Consider the following 15,928-nt stretch of genomic DNA (forward strand, 5'->3'; position numbering starts at 1 on the left):
TCTCTCTCTCCATCACCACCCGCGCCACCCCTGATGACCATTCAATTGCACATCAACGGCGAAAACCTGGTTGCCCAGGATCGCCGGACTTTCCAACGACGCAACCCCGTGAGCAACGAGGTCGCGTCCACCGCCGCCGCGGCCTCGTCGCGGGATGCCCTTCAGGCCGTCGAGGCCGCCAGCCGGGCCTTTGCGGCGTGGTCCACGACCGGGCCCGGCGAGCGCCGCACGCTGCTGAACAAAGCCGCGGACGAACTGCAGGCCGCAGCGCCCGGCTTCATCCAATCGGTGATCGAGGAAACCGGCGCCAGTGGCCTGTGGGCGGGCTTCAACCTGATGACGGCCGTCGGCATCCTGCGCGAGGCCGCCGCCATCACGACGCAGATTGCAGGCCAGGTCATCCCGTCGGATGTGCCGGGCAACATTTCCATGGCGCTGCGCCAGCCCGCCGGCGTGGTGCTGGGCATCGCCCCCTGGAACGCCCCGGGCATCCTGGGCATGCGCGCCATCGCCGTGCCGCTGGCCTGCGGCAACACCGTCATCCTGAAAGGCTCCGAATGCTGTCCGGCCACGCACCGGATGATCGTCGATGCGTTCGAGCGCGCCGGCTTCCCGCCCGGCGTGGTGAACTTCATTGCGCATGCCCCCGAAGACGCCGGCGCGGTGGTGGCTGCCATGGTGGCCCACAAGGCGGTGCGGCGTGTCAATTTCACGGGCTCCACCAAGGTCGGAAAGATCATCGCCCGGCTGTGCGCCGAGCACCTCAAGCCGGCGCTGCTGGAGCTTGGCGGCAAGGCACCGTTTCTGGTGCTGGACGATGCGGACATCGACCAGGCCGTCGGCGCGGCAGTGTTCGGCGCCTTCATGCATTCCGGGCAGATCTGCATGTCCACCGAGCGCATCATCGTCGACGAAGCGGTGGCCGACGACTTTGTTGCACGACTCGTCGTCAAGGCGAAACAGCTTCGTCCCGGCACCGGCGATTCGCCCATCGCTTCGGTCATCGACATGGCCACCGTGCACCGCTGCAATGCGTTGATCGACGACGCCCTGGCCAAGGGCGCCACCCTGCTGTGCGGGGGCAAGGCTTCGAACACCATGATGGTTCCGACCCTGCTCGACCATGTGACGCCCGACATGGCCATCTACAGCGACGAGTCCTTCGGGCCCGTCAAGGGCATCGTGCGCGTCAAGGGCGAGGAAGAGGCGGTGCGCTGTGCCAACGACAACGACTACGGCCTGTCGGCCGCGGTGTTCAGCCGCGACACCGCCCGCGCACTGCGCGTGGCCCAGCGCATCGAATCGGGCATCTGCCACGTCAATGGTCCCACCGTACATGACGAGCCCCAGATGCACTTCGGCGGCGTCAAGCACAGCGGCATCGGCCACTTCGGTGGCCAGTCGGGCATCGACGCCTTCACCGACCTGCGCTGGGTCTCGCTGCAGACCTCGCCCCGCCACTATCCGTTCTGACAACCCTCCAACGAAAGAAGCCATCATGTGGTCCACCAAGAACCCCTTCCTCCAGGGGCCTTTCGAGCCGCTGCTCAACGAATACGTCGTCTCCGACCTGCAGGTGGACGGCGAAATCCCCCGCGAACTGAACGGCGCCTTGTACCGCACCGGCTCCAACCAGCATTTCCGCCCGAACGATCCGGACCACTTTCACTGGTTCGACGGCGACGGCATGGTGCATGCGTTCCGGCTCCAGGACGGCCGTGCCAGCTACTGCAACCGCCTGGTGGAAACCGACGGCCTGAAGGCCGAGCGCGCGGCGGGTCGCGCGCTCTACAACGGCATCACCGGCCACACCGGCGTGCCGCAGCCACCGCTGCCCGAAGGCGCGCCCCTGATCAAGTCGGTGGCCGGCATCAACGTCATCTCGCTCGCGGGCCGGGTGCTGACCATGCACGAGATCGACCCCTTCTACTGGGAGCTGGACCCGCTCAACCTGCAAACGCGCGGCAAGTTCGATTTCGGCGGGCAGTTCCCCGCCATGCTGACGGCGCATCCGCACGCCGACCCGCGCACCGGCGAGATGCTGTTCTATGCGCAGGACAACGAAGGCGGCACGCTCGACTGTTTCGCGACAGATGCCCAAGGCCAGGTGCTGTCGCGCCACCGCGTGCGGCTGCCCTTCGCCCCGTGGATCCATGACTTCATCTTCACCGCGCAGTACTACGTGTTCGTCTTCGGGCCGATACGCACACGCCCCTACGCGCCCGACTTGATTCCCATGGGGCGCAGCTCGCTGAGTTTTGACAACCAAGCCCCCACACGGGTGCTGCTGGTGAACCGCCGAACCGGACAGGACCGCTGGCTCGAGACGGATGCGTCGTTCACGCTCGGCCATTTCCTCAACGCGCACGAGGCGGCGGACAAGATCATCGTCGATGCCTCGGTGACCCGCACCGTGCTGCCGGGCTTCAAGGGGCAGATCGAGAACTTCTATCCGTTTCCCCTGGTCGACGAACCGTCACCGGTGTCGGGGCCCGAATTGCACCGCATCACCATCGACCTGTCCACCGGCCGGGTCGGCACCAGCCGTATCGGCGACTTCGCGGCCGAATTCGTCCGCCCCAACGAAACCATCATGGGCACACCCCAGCGCTACGGCTACATGGCCGGCATCCACTCGCCGGGCCCGCAGACGCGCGGCTTCAACTGCCTCGTCAAGCATGACTACGAGACCGGACGCAGCAGCTTCCAGCACCTGTCGGTGGGCTACGACATGATTCCGGGTGAACCCATCTTCGTGCCGAAGGCCGGCGCCACCGCGGAAGATGAGGGATGGATCATGGCCGTGTGGTGGGATCCGCTGCGCAACGCTAGCGAGATGGTGATCCACGAAGCGCAGGACTTCGACGGGGCGCCGGCGGCACGCATCAGGCTGGACCACCACGTGCCGCTGGGTTTCCATGGCAATTGGATCCCCGATGCGTGAACGCACAGGCGGTTGAACCAGGCTGCACCGGGCGGACGCAGCCTGGTCATGCGACCTGCAAGGGTGTTGCCTGGACCGCGTGCAGACGCCAGCCGCTCGCGCCGCGGTGCCACACCGCGAGATAGCTGCTGGCCACCGGATGCAGGCCGCCGCCGCGCAGCACCGTGGCCCGCATCTGGGCATGCACCAGCCCGGTGTTGCCAACCAGCGTGAAGCGGGGATCGGCGAACACCAGGCTCTGGTAACGCAGGGCTGCGCTGGAGAGCTTGTGCAGGTAACTTTCCCGGGTGTCACCGACGCCGCTGGAGTGCACGTACAGCAGCGACGCATCCAGCAGGTCTTCCAACCGCTGCACGTCGGCCGCCAGCATGGCCAGGCGGCGCTCTTCTTCAGCGGACCTCAGGCCCGCTTCCGTGGCTTGGGGTGTTTCCGGCATGGCTTCTTCAGTCCGGCGCGATGGTGTTGGCCAGGATGCCGACCTGGCTCACTTCGACTTCGACGCGGTCGCCCGGCTTCATCCAGACGGGAGGATTACGCTTGGCACCGACGCCTCCAGGCGTGCCGGTCACGATCACGTCGCCGGGCTCCAGCGTGGTGAAGGTGGAGATGTAGTTGATCAGCACCGGGATGGGAAAGATCATCGACGCGGTGGTGGTGTGTTGCATGACTTCGCCGTTCAACCGGGTTTCCAGCGTGAGCTCCGCACCGTCGGCGATCTCGTCGCGGGTCACCAGCCAGGGGCCGAAGGCACCGGTGCCGCTGAAGTTCTTGCCAGCGGTGAACTGCAGGGTGTGGCGCTGCCAGTCGCGGATCGAGCCATCGTTGTAGGCGCTGTAGCCGGCCACGTGCTCCCACGCGTCCTGCTCGCGGATGCGCCGCCCGGCCTTGCCGATGACCACGGCGATCTCACCTTCGTAGTCGAGCTGGCTGGATTCGGCGGGCAGCAGGATCGGCTGCAGGTGGGCCGTCTGCGAATCGGGCACGCGCATGAACAGCAGGGGGTGCTGGGTCTTGTCGCGCGCGGTCTCGATGCGGTGTTCCTCGTAGTTGTGGCCCACGCAGAAAATCTTGCCCGGTGCCGGGATCACGGGAAGGAAGCGGATGTCGGCTTGCGCCAGCGCGGGTGCGGCAGCCTGCGCGCCGAGTGCAGCGAGCTGGCCGGCCCGCAGCGCGCTCAGCAGCGTGGGATAAGTGGGGCTGTGCAACGGCACCACGCTGTCGGCGTTGGCCAGGCCCCAGCCGGGCTGGTCTTGGTAAAGGTAGCTGATGAATCGCATGAAGTGCTTTCTAAAGAGGTGGATCGGATCTTTTCAGTCGAGGGAGATGTTGAGCTGCCTGATGGTGTCGCCATAACGCTGCGTGTCGCTGCGCAGCTGCTGCAGGAACTGCGCCGTGTCCAGCGCGTAGGGCTCGTAGAACATGGTGGCGTATTTGTCCTTCACGTCGGGCTCGGCCAGCACGGCGGCCACGTCTTTCTGGATCTTCTCGACCACGGCCCTGGGCGTGCCCTTGGGCGCCAGCAGCGCGGTCCAGGCGCTGAGCTCGAAGCCGGCAGGCCCGCCCGACTCGGCCACCGTGGGCACATCGGGAAAGCCTTCCACACGCTGCGGCGCGGCCACGGCGAGATAACGCGTCTTGCCCGCGCGCTGCATGCCGCCCGCACTGGCCGCGCTGCCGAAGGCCCAGTCCACCTCCCGGTTGCCCACGGCCACATAGAGCTGCGACATCTCCTTGTACGGCACGTGCGTCATGCGGGTGGCGGTGGCGGTCTCCAGCATGGCCGCGCCGATGTGCCCAGGGCTGCCCACGAACCAGGAACCATAGTTGATCTGGCTGGGCGCCGCCTTGGCCGCAGCCAGCAGATCGCCCATGGTCTTGTAGCGGCTGCCCGCGGGCACGTTCACGAAGAAGTAGTTGCGCAGGATCGGTGTCACCGGCTCGAAGTCGCGCAGCAGGTCGTAGGGCAGCTTCTTGAAGAGAAAGGGCTGGGCCGCCATCTGCGCGTTGTCCATCTGCAGCAGTTCATGGCCGTCGGGTGCGGCCCGCTTCACGGCCTCGATGGCGATGAAGCCACTCGCGCCGGGTCGGTTGTCGACGATCACCGGCTGCCCCCAGCGTTTGCTCAGGCGGTCGGCCACCAGGCGCAGCGCCACCTCCGGGCCGCTGCCGGCGGGAAAGGGCGTGACCACGCGCACGGGCTTGCTGGGAAAGGGCTGGGACTGGGCTTGCGCGGGCTGCATGGCACAGCCCAGACCGGCGATCAGCGCGGCGCAGAGAATTCGGAAGGAACGAGGGGTCATGGTTGTCTCCTGATGGATGAAAGAAGCGGTCTTGTCGCCGCGAGCGGGAAGAAGCCTGTTGGCTAACAGGCCGTGGATGGCTGGGCTGCAAAGCCGGCGTGCCACTGATGCAGGTCCGGTTCGTCGCGTGCGCCGCCGTACCCGAGGTAGGCCAGCACATAGCGGTCGGGGCGCAGCAGCACGGCGCGGGCACCGGCGCTGCGGAGAATGCTTTCCAGCGAACCGTCGATGTCGCGCAACGCCGCATCGATGCCCGGCTCCGGCCGCAGGAAATCGTCCCGCTGCGCCACCACACGCACCATCCGGCAGGGCAGGCGCAAGTCCGTCGGCGGCGTGGCGTCCGCCAGGCCAAGCCAGGCGAAGCCATGCCCCAGCACGTCGTCCAGCGGCACCTGGCTACCGCCGGGCAGTTCCACCCGCGGCTGGGGCAGCAACTGGCCGGCCGGCACCAGCGCCTCGGGGCGCTCGCCGCGCAGGAAGAAGCCTTCGCCGAAACGCGGCCGGGGCTTGAACTTGAGCTGCAGCACGTAGTCGCGCGCCGGGGGATACAGGCTGCACAGCCTGAGCGCCCCTTGCGCCAGCATCGCCGCCAGCACCGACTTGGGTTGCATGAAGCGGCCGATGCGCACGGCCATCTCGATCAGCGACCAGGCATGGGGCTTGCGCTCCTGCGCGTAGGTGGCGAGTAGGCTGGGCGCCATCTCGCCACGCACCACGGCGGCGAGTTTCCAGGCCAGGTTGGCGGCATCGCGCACACCGCTGTTCATGCCCTGCCCTGCGAACGGTGGCGTGAGATGGGCCGCGTCGCCGGCCAGGAACACCCGGCCGGATTGCCAGCGTTCGGCCACCCGCGCGTGAAAGGCGTAGACGACCTTGCGCGTGATGGCCAATTGCGCGTCGGCAGGATTGCGGGCGCGGATCCAGCCGCGCACGTTGCCCTCGTCCAGCACCTGCTCCGCGTCTTCCCCCTCGTGCAGCATGAACTCGTAGCGCAAGGTGCCTTGTGGCCCGGGCAGGCGAATCGCCGGGCGCACCGGATCGCAATAGGTGCTGGTGTGGCGAAACGCCGAGACGCGGTCCAGCAGATCGACGATCAGCCATTTCTCGTCATAGGTGCTGCCCTTGAGCGCGATGCCGAGTTGCTCGCGCACCTTGCTGCGGCCGCCATCGCTGGCCACCAGCCACTGGCAGGTGATGTGCCTGGTCTGGCCATCGTGGCTGAGCGCCAGGTGGACGGTTTCGCCGCCTCCGGCCTCCCCCTCGTCGCGAAAACCCGTCAGCTCATGGCCGAACCAGATCGCCGTGTGGTCGAAACGCTGCAGGCCGTCGCGCAACTCGCCGACCAGCAACTGCTGGCGAAAGGCGTTGCGCTTGGGAAAGCCGTATTCCTGGCTCTTTGGCTCGATGCGGGCGAATTCCTTGCCGCGCCACGAATGGTAGTGAACGCCGTAGCCCTGCACCACCTGTGGCAGGACTTCGTCGAGCAGCCCGGCGGCCTGCACCGTGCGCAGGCTTTCGTCGTCGATGGTGACGGCGCGCGGTTCACCCACGGTGTCGGTGTTGCGCTCGACGACCAATGTCTTGATGCCTTGCAGGCCGAGCAGGTTGGCCAGCATCAGGCCGGTGGGGCCGGCGCCAACGATGACCACGGGGAAGTGCTGCTCGTCGCGCATCGCCGCGGGCAGGGAAGACAGGGGTAGTGCGGCGTTCATGGGGCCTCCGTTTTGCGTGTGGCGCGGGCCTTGTCGCGTTGGTCCTGCAACCGGCCTTCGATACGGCCGGCCGCACTTTGCAGGCGGCTCAGCGTGGACCGGCGTTGCGCCGCGGTGAGCATGGCGGCCGGCATGACCACGCTCAGGCTGCCGAGCAGGTGCTCGCCGTCACGCAAGGGCACGGCGAAGCCCACCGCGTCGGGATCGACCTCGCCCTGCGTGACGCAATGGCCGGTCTGGCGCAGCTGGGCCAGCGCATGGGTGAGCTGCGCATAGTCGTCGGGCAGCCCGGCGGCCACCAGGGTCTGGCGCTCGGCGGTCCACAGTTGCCGCAATTCGGCCGGCGGCAGGCAGGCCAGGATGATCTTGGAGGTGGCGCCGCGGTACAGGGGCATCGCGCGGCCGCGTTCGTAGCTCACCGACAGAGCGGGATTGCGGCCATTGACCTGGTGGATGCACAGCACCTTGGTGCCATGCTGCCGGCACAGCAGGATGGTGCCGCCAGTGTCTTCGGCCAGCTTGGCCGGCAGCTCCTGCGCAGCCTCGAGCAACGGGTCGGACAGGCGGATCTGCCGGTCGAGTTCGATCACCATCGGTCCGAGCACATAGCCTCTTTCGGCCACGCTTTCGAGCAGGCCGGCACGGGTCAGCTGGCCGAGGTCGCGGTAGATGCTGGCGCGCGAGACGCCGAGTTCCTGCATCAGCCATTCGGGCTTGATCACAGGACGCTCCAGGCTGAACAGGCCGAGGATGCGCAGCATGCGATGGGTACTGGCCATCGTGCGCTCAGCTTCTCAGGATGGCCTTGCCCCAGAGATTGAGCGTGCGCTCCTCGTGGGGCCATTCGCCTGCGGGGCGGTCGCTTTCACAGTGTTCGATCTCGGCCGAGATTTCCGCCAGGTTGCCATCCGGATCGCGCACCATGAAGAACACGTCGTTGCCCGGCCCATGCCGGCCCAGGCCCCAGACGATGGGCTCGCGCAGGCCGGCCATGTGATCGCCCCAGGTCTTCATGGCGGCCCAGTCGGGCGCCTCGAAGGACTGGTGGTCGAAGCAGGCCACGGGCGCAAAGAAGAGTGCCAGCGCATGGTGCAAATGATCGCTGCGCAGGAAGCAGGCACGCAGTTGGCCCTCGGGATCGCGCACCGCGTCCGACAGCACCAGGCCGACCTGCCGTGTGTAGAAGTCCAGCATGTCGGGCAGGTTGGGTGTGCGCAGCGCAAAGTGCTGCAAGGTTGCCGGCGGCAGGGAAGAGGCCAGGCCGGCGTCGCCGGGTTGGCGCGGAGGGCTGAAGACCACCAGGTTGCCGTCCGGATCCCGCCAACCAATGGCCTCGCCGTCCACGTCCGGCACCGCCTCGGTCTTCAAACCGCGGGCACGCTCGCGAAAGGCTTGCCACGCGGCATCGTCGTGCAGCGCGAATTCGGCGAAGCCCAGCTGATGGGCCGGCCCGCCGACGATCTGCACCTGGCGCTGCGGCCCCCGGCAGGCGTAGCCGCCTTCCAAGGGTTCGAGCGACATGCCATAGGCGCGGCTGTAGAAGCGGGCCATGGCCAGCGGATCGGGCGATCGAAGGCGGATGGTGTGCAGGGCGGCCTGCAGTTCGGCACGGTGTTGCATGACGGCAATGGAGGTGGTGAAACAGTGCCGCGACTGTCGCCTCGCCCCCAACCCCTGTCAACGCGAAGTCTCACCCCGTGAGACTGATCGCGGATTCTGCGCGGCATCCTCAAATGAAATATCTATTTCATCAACACATGGCATGAAACCTGCATTGCATCAGTACCGGGCCAGCGTATCCGCATTGCATTGGTGCAGGTCGGCCGGTCGGGTCGCGGGCTGTCCGCAATCACCACTTGGAGCACGTCATGAAATTTGAATTCAACCGCGCGGCAGCCCTGCTTGCCGGCTACCTGTTGTGCCTGGTCCTGGCACCCTCCTCGGCAAGCGCCGACACCCTCGACGAGGTCAAGGCACGGGGCAAGATGGTCGTGGCGGTCGACCCCACCTTTCCGCCTTTCGAGTTCACCGACAGCACGGGCAAGATCGTCGGCTACACCCCTGCCATCATGGACGCGGTGGGCAAGAAGCTGGGCGTGGCGATCGAGTACCAGAAGATCGCCTTCAACGGCATCATCCCCGGCCTGCTGGCCAAATCGTTCGACGTGGAAAGCTCGTCGTTGAACGTGACGGCCGAGCGCGCCAAACGCGTCAGGTTCACCGTGCCCTTCGCCAAGAGCGCCAATGGCGTCATGACCCGCGCCGACGACAGCCGCGTTCCCACGCCGGCGACCATCGAATCGCTCGCCGGCCTCACCGCCGTGGTGAAGGCCGCCACCGCACCGGAAAAGCAACTCAAGGAGTTCAACACCGTGCTCGTCGGCAAGGGCCTGCAGCCGATCACCATCCTGAGCCTAGACACCGTGGAGCAGACGATTTCCGCACTGCTGGCCAAGCGCGGCGATTTCGTGTTCGACGACATCACGGTGCTCGGCGGCGCCATGCAGCAAAACGCCGGCAAGCTGCGTGCGGCGGGCGAACTTGGCGCCAGCCAGTGGATGGCCTGGGCCACCCGCCCCGACGACATCCGGCTCAACGCCGCCATCAGCAACGTGATCCTGGGCCTGCAGAAATCGGGCGAACTCGCGGCACTGCAGAAGACCCACCTCGGCGTGGTGATGGTCGTGCCGGAAACCGATTTTGTGCCCAAGCCATGAGTGTCGCCGCCGCCATGAGCGATGCCTTGCCACGCCGCCTGCGCGTACCGGCCGGCCACGGCCGGACCTTCGTGGTCAAAGCCGGCCAGACCGTGAAGGTGGTCGATGCCGAGGGCCAGCAGGCCGCCGACTTCGTCGCGGTGCGCGAAGACGACGTCCACGAAAAGCTGTCGCCCGTGCACACCCGCCGGGCGCTGAAGTCGCTGTTCTTCCAGGTGGGCGACACCTTGGTGTCTAACCATGGCCGGCCCATGCTGCGCGTACTGGCCGACACCGTCGGCGTGCACGACGCCAACGTGCCCGCGTGCGACGACACCCGCTTCACCGTCGACTTCAACGTCGAGGGCCACCGCAACTGCGTCGCCAACCTGCATGAAGGCATGGCCTTCTACGGCATCGCGCCCGACACCGTGCCCGACCCGTTCAACCTGTTCCAGAACGGCCCCGTCACGCCCGACGGCCGCATGCGTGTGACCGATCCGACCAGCGTGGCGGGCGACCACATCACGCTGCTGGCGCTTTGCGACCTGGTGTGCGCCGTGTCGGCCTGTCCGCAGGACATCATCCCCGGCAACGGCCTGCGCGTGACCCCGATCGACATCGAGGTTGCCGGTCCTGCCGGCCCGGCCGACGCCCCATCCGCGTCGCGACAGGCACTCTGAAAGAAAGTCCCATGTTATTGACGATCGATCCGCCTTCGCGCGCCCCGACGGCCCGGCGCGACATCCAGGTGATGCCCGGGCAGGCCGGCAGCATCGTGGTGCTGCAAGGCCAGTTGCTGAAAATCACCGCGCTCGGCGCGGGCGCCGTTGCATCTGTGTTCGGCTTCGTGCATGGTGAGCCGTCGACCTTCCTGTCGGTGCACCACACGCGGGTGTTCAGCAACGCCTATGTGCTCGGCGCGGGCATGCGCCTGGTGACCAACCGGCGCCGCGCGCTGATGGTGCTGGGCAAGGACACCGTCGGCACGCACGACCTGCTGATGCCCGCTTCCACCAGCGGGTATCTGCAGGAGATCGGCCTCGGCCCCGAGACCGGCTGCGTCGAGGCGGTGCAGGCCGAACTGCAGCGGCTGGGCATCATGCCGCCTCGCCTGCCCGATCCGGTGAACCTGTTCATGCACGTCCGGCTGCACCAGGACGGCCGCCTCGAACCGTTGCCCAACCGGGTGGTGGCGGGGGATCACGTCGTTTGCCGCGTCTTGCGGGACACCACCTTCGTCGTGGCCGCCTGCTGCACCGGCATCGCCGGCAACGACCGGCCCGCACCGCTGATGCTCAGTGCGGCCGAAGACTTGTCCGAACTCTGACGCATGGTGACGCCGTGGTGATGCAAAGCCTGCCTCTGCTGATTGCCGGCCTGGGCAACACACTGCTCCTGTGCGTGCTGGCCATGGCGGTGAGTGCCGTGGCCGGCCATGCGGTGCTCTTTCTGCGGTTGAGCCGCTGGGCCGTGGCGCGGGGGCTGGCGCGGGCTTACGTGAGCCTGATGCGCGGCACGCCGGCCCTGGTTCAGCTGTTCGTGTTGTTCTTCGCCTTGCCGCTGATCGGCGCCGGCGGCCACCCACTGCTGGCCGCCGTGCTGGCCATCGGCTGCAACAGCGCCGCCTACGTCGGGGAAATCCTGCGCGCCAACCTGCCGGTGGTGAGCCAGGGGCAACGCGAGGCGGCGGCGGCGCTGGGCATGGCGCCGCGACACACCTGGCAACGCATCATCGGCCCGCAGGTGTGGCGCGCCAGCCTGCCCGCGCTGGTCAACGAGTTCACCATCCTGCTCAAGACCACGCCACTGGCGTCGGTGGTCGGTGTCACCGAGCTGGCCTATGCGGGCCAGATGGTCAGCGCACGCACCTTCCGCCAGGACGAAGTGCTGGTCGTGGTGGCCGTGTGTTACCTCGCCATCACCCTGCCCACCATCGCCCTGGCGCGGCGGCTCGAGCGGCGTCTGCATGCCGATCCCACAGGAGGCGACGCAGGCAGGCGTCCCGTGGGCGCCATCGATGCCGCAGCGGCCACGGGTGCACGCTGATGGACTGGTCCGTCGTCATCGAACGCCTGCCCGAACTGGCCAGCGGCCTGCTGCAGACCCTGTGGCTCTGCGCGGTCTCCGCGCTCATCGCGCTGGCCATCGGCGCGGGCGTCGCGGCCGTGCAGCTCAGGGGCGGGCCGCTGCTGCGCTGGCTGGCCGGGGCCTACACGGCGGCGTGCCTGGGCCTGCCGTTGCTGATCCTGATCTACATCCTGTTCTACGCGCTGCCGCTGTATGGCGTGACGCTTTCGCCGCGTGTCGTCGGTGTTTCGGCGCTGTCCATCTACTACGGCCCCTACTTCGCCGGCGTGATGCGCGCGGGGATGCAGGCCATCGCGCCGGGCCAGTCCGAGGCGGCCAGCGCCATCGGCCTTTCGCGCTGGCGCACGCTGCGGCGTGTGCTGCTGCCGCAAGCCTTACCGCTGATGCTGCCGCCTGGAGCCGGGCTGATGATCGGCCTGTTCAAGGACAGTGCATTGCTGGCCGTGGTGTCCGTGCCGGAATTCATGTTCCACGCGCGCCAGGCGGTGTCCGACACCTACGCATCGGTCGAGATCTACGTCGCGGTCGCGCTCACCTACTGGGCCCTCGCCACGGTGTGCGCCACCCTGGCCGAACGCCTCGAACGAAGACTGACCGCCCATGCGGCACCCACCTCCTGAGAACGTTGCGATGAACCATGCCCTCGAACCTGCCGTCGCGGCGATCCGCTGCGAAGGCCTGTGCCAAGACCTTGGCGGCCAACGCGTGCTGCAGGGTATCGACCTCGCGGTGGCCAAAGGCGAGGTGGTCAGTGTGCTCGGCCCCTCCGGCTCGGGCAAATCGACGCTGCTGCGCTGCCTGAACTGGCTGGCGCCACCGACGGCGGGCCGCGTCTGGCTCGGCAACGAGGAAGTCGGCGTGAAGCCAGACCGGCACGGCCGCCAGCGCCCCCTGGCCGACGCCGCGGTGCGCGCGCAACGCAGCCGCATCGGCATGGTCTTCCAGTCGTTCAACCTGTGGCCGCACATGACGGCGTTGGAGAATGTGATGGAGGGACTGCTGTCGGTCAAACGGCTGGCGCGCGCCGAGGCACACGAACGCGCGGCCGCGGCGCTGCGCGAGGTCGGCCTGGGCCACAAGCTGGACAGCCATCCCGCAAGGCTCTCCGGCGGGCAGCAGCAACGCGTGGCCATCGCCCGCACCATCGCCATGCAGCCCGAGGTGATCCTGTTCGACGAACCCACCAGCGCGCTGGACCCTGAACTGGTCGGCGAGGTGCTCGGCGTGATGCGCGAACTGGCCCTGCGGCACACCACGATGATCGTGGTCACCCACGAAATCGCCTTTGCCGATGGCGTGTGCGACCGCGTGGTGTTCATGGACCAGGGCCGCATCGTCGAACAAGGCCCGCCCGCGCAGGTCCTGCGCGCGCCGCAACAGGAGCGCACGCAGCGTTTCCTGGGCCGTTTTGCGGACACGACATCGGCCCGTTGACGCCGCCCACTCTTCACCCACTTCATCAGGAAACAGCATGCATCCAACATCCGACGCCTCCCCCGTCGTCGTGCCGGCCGGGCACGGCAAGGCCGTGCGCCTGCGCGCATCCGAGGCCTTGCGCATCGTCAACACCCACGGCACGCAGGTGGTCGACTGCTGGGCCTGGAATGCCTACGACCTCGACGAATACATGTGCATGGAGGCCACACGCGTCTGGACCCAGCGCCTCAATCCGGCACTGGGCGACAGCTTCGTCACCAACCGGCGCAACCCCATCCTGACCATCGTCGATGACACCTCTCCCGGCGTGCACGACACCTTCATGGCGGCCTGCGACCTGCGGCGCTACGAACTGCTCGGCGTGCGTGGCTACCACCGCAACTGCTGCGACAACATGATGGAGGGCATGTTCGACATCGGCCTCACGCCGCCGCGGCGCAACCTGGCGTCGTTCAACATCTTCATGAACATCCGCGTGCAGGCCGACGGCAACACGCTGGCCACGCTGCCCACCGAATCGAAGCCGGGCGACGCCATCACCCTGCGCGCGGACATGGACTGTTTCGTCGCACTCTCGGCCTGCCCGCAGGACATCGTCAAGATCCAGGGCAAGCACGACAACACGCCCCGCGACGTGGCGCTGCAGATCGTGCGCGCGGGCGTGAGTCGCGCGCCGGTGCGCGGCCCCTGGGTGCCGGACACCGCGCAGGGCGCCATTGGCTAGGCGTCATCGGCTGGAATGCCTCGCGTATGCTCGGCAGCCATGAGTCCGACCACGCCCCACCCACCGTCCCTGGAAGTCCGCATCCGTGAAATCTACGATGCGCTGACAGACAACGAGACGAGGCTCGCCGACGTGATCCTGGCCGCGCCCGGCGAGGTCGCCACGCACACGGCCGCCGAGCTGTCGGCGCTGGCCGGCATCTCGCCAGCCACCACCACGCGCTTCTTTCGCCGGCTGGGCTACACCTCGCACGAGATGGCGCGCCGGCAGGCACGCGACGCGCAGCGCGCCGGCTCGCCGCTGTATCTGCACCGGCTGCAGCCAAAGGCCACCGAGATGGACAAGCTGGTGCAGGCGCACCTGGAAAACGAGGCCGCCAACCTCGCCAACAGCTACCGTGCGCTGGACCTCAAGGCCTTGCCGGTGATCGCCAGGAAGATGGCTGGCGCACGGCGCCTGGCCTTCCTGGGCTACCGGCACAGCCAGCCGATCGCCGCGTCCATGTACCGCAACCTCATCGAGGTGCGGGGCGACCTGCACCTGCTGCCCGCCCCCGGCGACACGCTCGCCGAATGGCTGGGCCACTACGGCCCGCAGGACATGGTCGTCTGCATCGGCCTGCGTCGGCGGGTGCCTCAGCTGGCTTCCGCCATGGAAGCGCTGGCGGGCATGGGCGTGCCGATGCTCTACATCTCCGACGTCATGGTCGGCAAGCCTGGCAAGTTCGCCAAGTGGATCATCCGCTGCCACACGCAGGGGCTCATGATGTTCGACAGCAATGCGGCCGTCTCGGCGATCACCAACCTGCTGTATTCCATGGTGGCCAAGGAAATCGCCGACAGCCGCAGCAGCCATCTCGAGAAGGTGGAGCTGATGCACGAAGTGCTGGGTGAGCTTGAATAGCCCCGAGGGCCGCAGGAAGCACCGCGAATGCCGGCGCGCTACGCCCGACGCTCCGGGCGTATGCCGTCCTCGTGTCCGGGTGTTCTTTCGGGCAGGGTCATCCTGACCCGAAGGCCGCCGCTGTCGGCGAGCGAGGCCTCGATCGTGCCGCCGTGGGCCTGCAGTGCACTTCTGGCGATCGTCAGGCCGAGGCCGGAACCGCGGCCCGTGTCCCGCGGGTCGATCCGCACGAACGGCTCGAAGATGGCTTCGAGCATGTGCGGCGGCACGCCCGGCCCGTGGTCGCTGACGACGACTTCGAGCTGTTCGCCATGGCCGACCAGGCGCGCATGCACCTCCACGGTGCTCGCCTCGGCCGTGTGTTTCACGGCGTTGCGGATCACGTTTTCGAAAGCGCGATAGACCAGATCGCCATCGACATGGGCCACGAAGCGCTCCGGCGTCTCGATGCGCACGGAACGGTTCTTCGCGCGCGCCTCGAAGTCCGCGTCGGCGGCGATGTCGTGCAGGATCTCGACCATGTCGACCGCGCTGCGCGCCATCGGCGCCGGGGCCGTGAGCCGGTGCAACGTGAGCATTTCGTCGATCAGCGCATCCAGCCGGCCGGTTTCCCGCTCGGCACGGTCGACCATCACGTCCGCCGACGACGAGCCCTGCTTGAACAGCCCGATCGCCGCCTGGATGCGCGACAGCGGCGAGCGCAGCTCGTGGGAGATGTCGTGCAGCAACCGGTCGCGCGCGGCCACCATGGCCTGCAATTGCGCCGCCATGCCGTCGATGTCGTGGGCGAGGTCGGCGATCTCGTCGCGGCGCCCGTTCATCAGCGGCTCGACCCGCGTGTCCAGCTGGCCTTCGGCCATGCGCTGCAGCCCCCAGCGCAGGTGCTCGAGCGGCCGGGAGAGATACCACGCCAGGAAGCCGCCGAAGAACAGGCTGGCGATCACGGCGATCACGATCGGCACGACGGGCAGCCCGCCCAACCGGAACACAGCGTCGCCGGGCGGGGGCGTGATTCCCATGAGCCACAGGTACAGGGCCGTGAACCCGATGCTCGAGACCATGCAGCTCGACAGCACGAGCAGCAGCTTGCGGAACAGGCGCGTGGGGCGGGCCACGGGGGC

Annotated in this window: 17 protein-coding genes; 10 read left to right on the forward strand and 7 right to left on the reverse strand. The window is 67.7% G+C overall.

All coding sequences use genetic code 11. The features are described 5' to 3' along the window. Positions 1–30 precede the first annotated feature (30 nt). Positions 31–1,473, forward strand: a complete 1,443-nt coding sequence (locus RD110_RS22315; RefSeq protein WP_076205469.1) for an aldehyde dehydrogenase — start codon at positions 31–33, stop codon at positions 1,471–1,473. A gap of 25 nt (positions 1,474–1,498) precedes the next feature. Then, positions 1,499–2,944: a carotenoid oxygenase family protein gene (locus RD110_RS22320; protein WP_076202090.1), complete on the forward strand. Its 1,446-nt coding sequence runs from the start codon at positions 1,499–1,501 to the stop codon at positions 2,942–2,944. 46 nt (positions 2,945–2,990) lie between these two features. On the opposite strand, the gene RD110_RS22325 is transcribed toward RD110_RS22320, so the two are convergent. The 6 genes from RD110_RS22325 to RD110_RS22350 form a co-directional block, all read right to left on the reverse strand. Continuing rightward, a complete protein-coding gene (locus RD110_RS22325; RefSeq protein WP_076202091.1) occupies positions 2,991–3,380 on the reverse strand; it encodes a nuclear transport factor 2 family protein in 390 nt (129 codons plus the stop codon). A gap of 7 nt (positions 3,381–3,387) precedes the next feature. Continuing rightward, positions 3,388–4,221, reverse strand: a complete 834-nt coding sequence (locus tag RD110_RS22330; RefSeq protein WP_076202093.1) for a fumarylacetoacetate hydrolase family protein — start codon at positions 4,219–4,221, stop codon at positions 3,388–3,390. A 33-nt stretch (positions 4,222–4,254) separates the two neighbouring features. Continuing rightward, complete coding sequence (locus RD110_RS22335; protein WP_076202094.1) at positions 4,255–5,244, reverse strand: Bug family tripartite tricarboxylate transporter substrate binding protein; 990 nt, start codon at positions 5,242–5,244, stop codon at positions 4,255–4,257. A gap of 62 nt (positions 5,245–5,306) precedes the next feature. Then, positions 5,307–6,956, reverse strand: coding sequence for a bifunctional 3-(3-hydroxy-phenyl)propionate/3-hydroxycinnamic acid hydroxylase (locus RD110_RS22340; RefSeq protein WP_076202096.1), 1,650 nt, complete (start codon positions 6,954–6,956; stop codon positions 5,307–5,309). Then, on the reverse strand, positions 6,953–7,735 hold the full coding sequence (locus RD110_RS22345; RefSeq protein ID WP_076202097.1) for an IclR family transcriptional regulator: 783 nt from the start codon (positions 7,733–7,735) through the stop codon (positions 6,953–6,955). The genes RD110_RS22340 and RD110_RS22345 overlap by 4 nt, the downstream gene beginning before the upstream one ends. A gap of 7 nt (positions 7,736–7,742) precedes the next feature. Continuing rightward, positions 7,743–8,576, reverse strand: a complete 834-nt coding sequence (locus RD110_RS22350) for a VOC family protein (RefSeq protein WP_076202099.1) — start codon at positions 8,574–8,576, stop codon at positions 7,743–7,745. 248 nt (positions 8,577–8,824) lie between these two features. Here RD110_RS22350 and RD110_RS22355 point away from each other — a divergent pair, with 248 nt between their 5' ends. From RD110_RS22355 to RD110_RS22390, 8 genes are read left to right on the forward strand one after another with little or no spacing between them, the layout of a single operon-like run. Then, on the forward strand, positions 8,825–9,673 hold the full coding sequence (locus RD110_RS22355; RefSeq protein ID WP_076202101.1) for a transporter substrate-binding domain-containing protein: 849 nt from the start codon (positions 8,825–8,827) through the stop codon (positions 9,671–9,673). Beyond that, the gene (locus tag RD110_RS22360; RefSeq protein WP_239467099.1) at positions 9,670–10,335 is read left to right on the forward strand and encodes a DUF1989 domain-containing protein; all 666 of its coding nucleotides are present in this window, start codon (positions 9,670–9,672) and stop codon (positions 10,333–10,335) included. The genes RD110_RS22355 and RD110_RS22360 overlap by 4 nt, the downstream gene beginning before the upstream one ends. Before the next feature lie 11 nt (positions 10,336–10,346). Continuing rightward, positions 10,347–10,982, forward strand: a complete 636-nt coding sequence (locus RD110_RS22365) for an urea carboxylase-associated family protein (protein WP_076202103.1) — start codon at positions 10,347–10,349, stop codon at positions 10,980–10,982. A gap of 20 nt (positions 10,983–11,002) precedes the next feature. Further along, complete coding sequence (locus RD110_RS22370; RefSeq protein ID WP_076202104.1) at positions 11,003–11,701, forward strand: amino acid ABC transporter permease; 699 nt, start codon at positions 11,003–11,005, stop codon at positions 11,699–11,701. After that, a complete protein-coding gene (locus RD110_RS22375; RefSeq protein WP_076202106.1) occupies positions 11,701–12,363 on the forward strand; it encodes an amino acid ABC transporter permease in 663 nt (220 codons plus the stop codon). The genes RD110_RS22370 and RD110_RS22375 overlap by 1 nt, the downstream gene beginning before the upstream one ends. A 10-nt stretch (positions 12,364–12,373) precedes the next feature. Beyond that, the gene (locus RD110_RS22380) at positions 12,374–13,177 is read left to right on the forward strand and encodes an amino acid ABC transporter ATP-binding protein (protein ID WP_076202107.1); all 804 of its coding nucleotides are present in this window, start codon (positions 12,374–12,376) and stop codon (positions 13,175–13,177) included. Positions 13,178–13,214: 37 nt separating this feature from the next. Then, positions 13,215–13,904 carry a DUF1989 domain-containing protein gene (locus RD110_RS22385; RefSeq protein WP_076202109.1) on the forward strand — a complete coding sequence of 230 codons (690 nt, stop codon included), beginning with the start codon at positions 13,215–13,217 and terminating at the stop codon, positions 13,902–13,904. Positions 13,905–13,943: 39 nt separating this feature from the next. Then, on the forward strand, positions 13,944–14,807 hold the full coding sequence (locus RD110_RS22390; RefSeq protein ID WP_076202110.1) for a MurR/RpiR family transcriptional regulator: 864 nt from the start codon (positions 13,944–13,946) through the stop codon (positions 14,805–14,807). Between the two features lie 38 nt (positions 14,808–14,845). On the opposite strand, the gene RD110_RS22395 is transcribed toward RD110_RS22390, so the two are convergent. Continuing rightward, positions 14,846–15,922: a HAMP domain-containing sensor histidine kinase gene (locus tag RD110_RS22395; protein WP_204249997.1), complete on the reverse strand. Its 1,077-nt coding sequence runs from the start codon at positions 15,920–15,922 to the stop codon at positions 14,846–14,848. Positions 15,923–15,928: the final 6 nt, after the last annotated feature.

This window comes from Rhodoferax koreense, from assembly GCF_001955695.1.
GTDB lineage: Bacteria > Pseudomonadota > Gammaproteobacteria > Burkholderiales > Burkholderiaceae_C > Rhodoferax_B > Rhodoferax_B koreensis.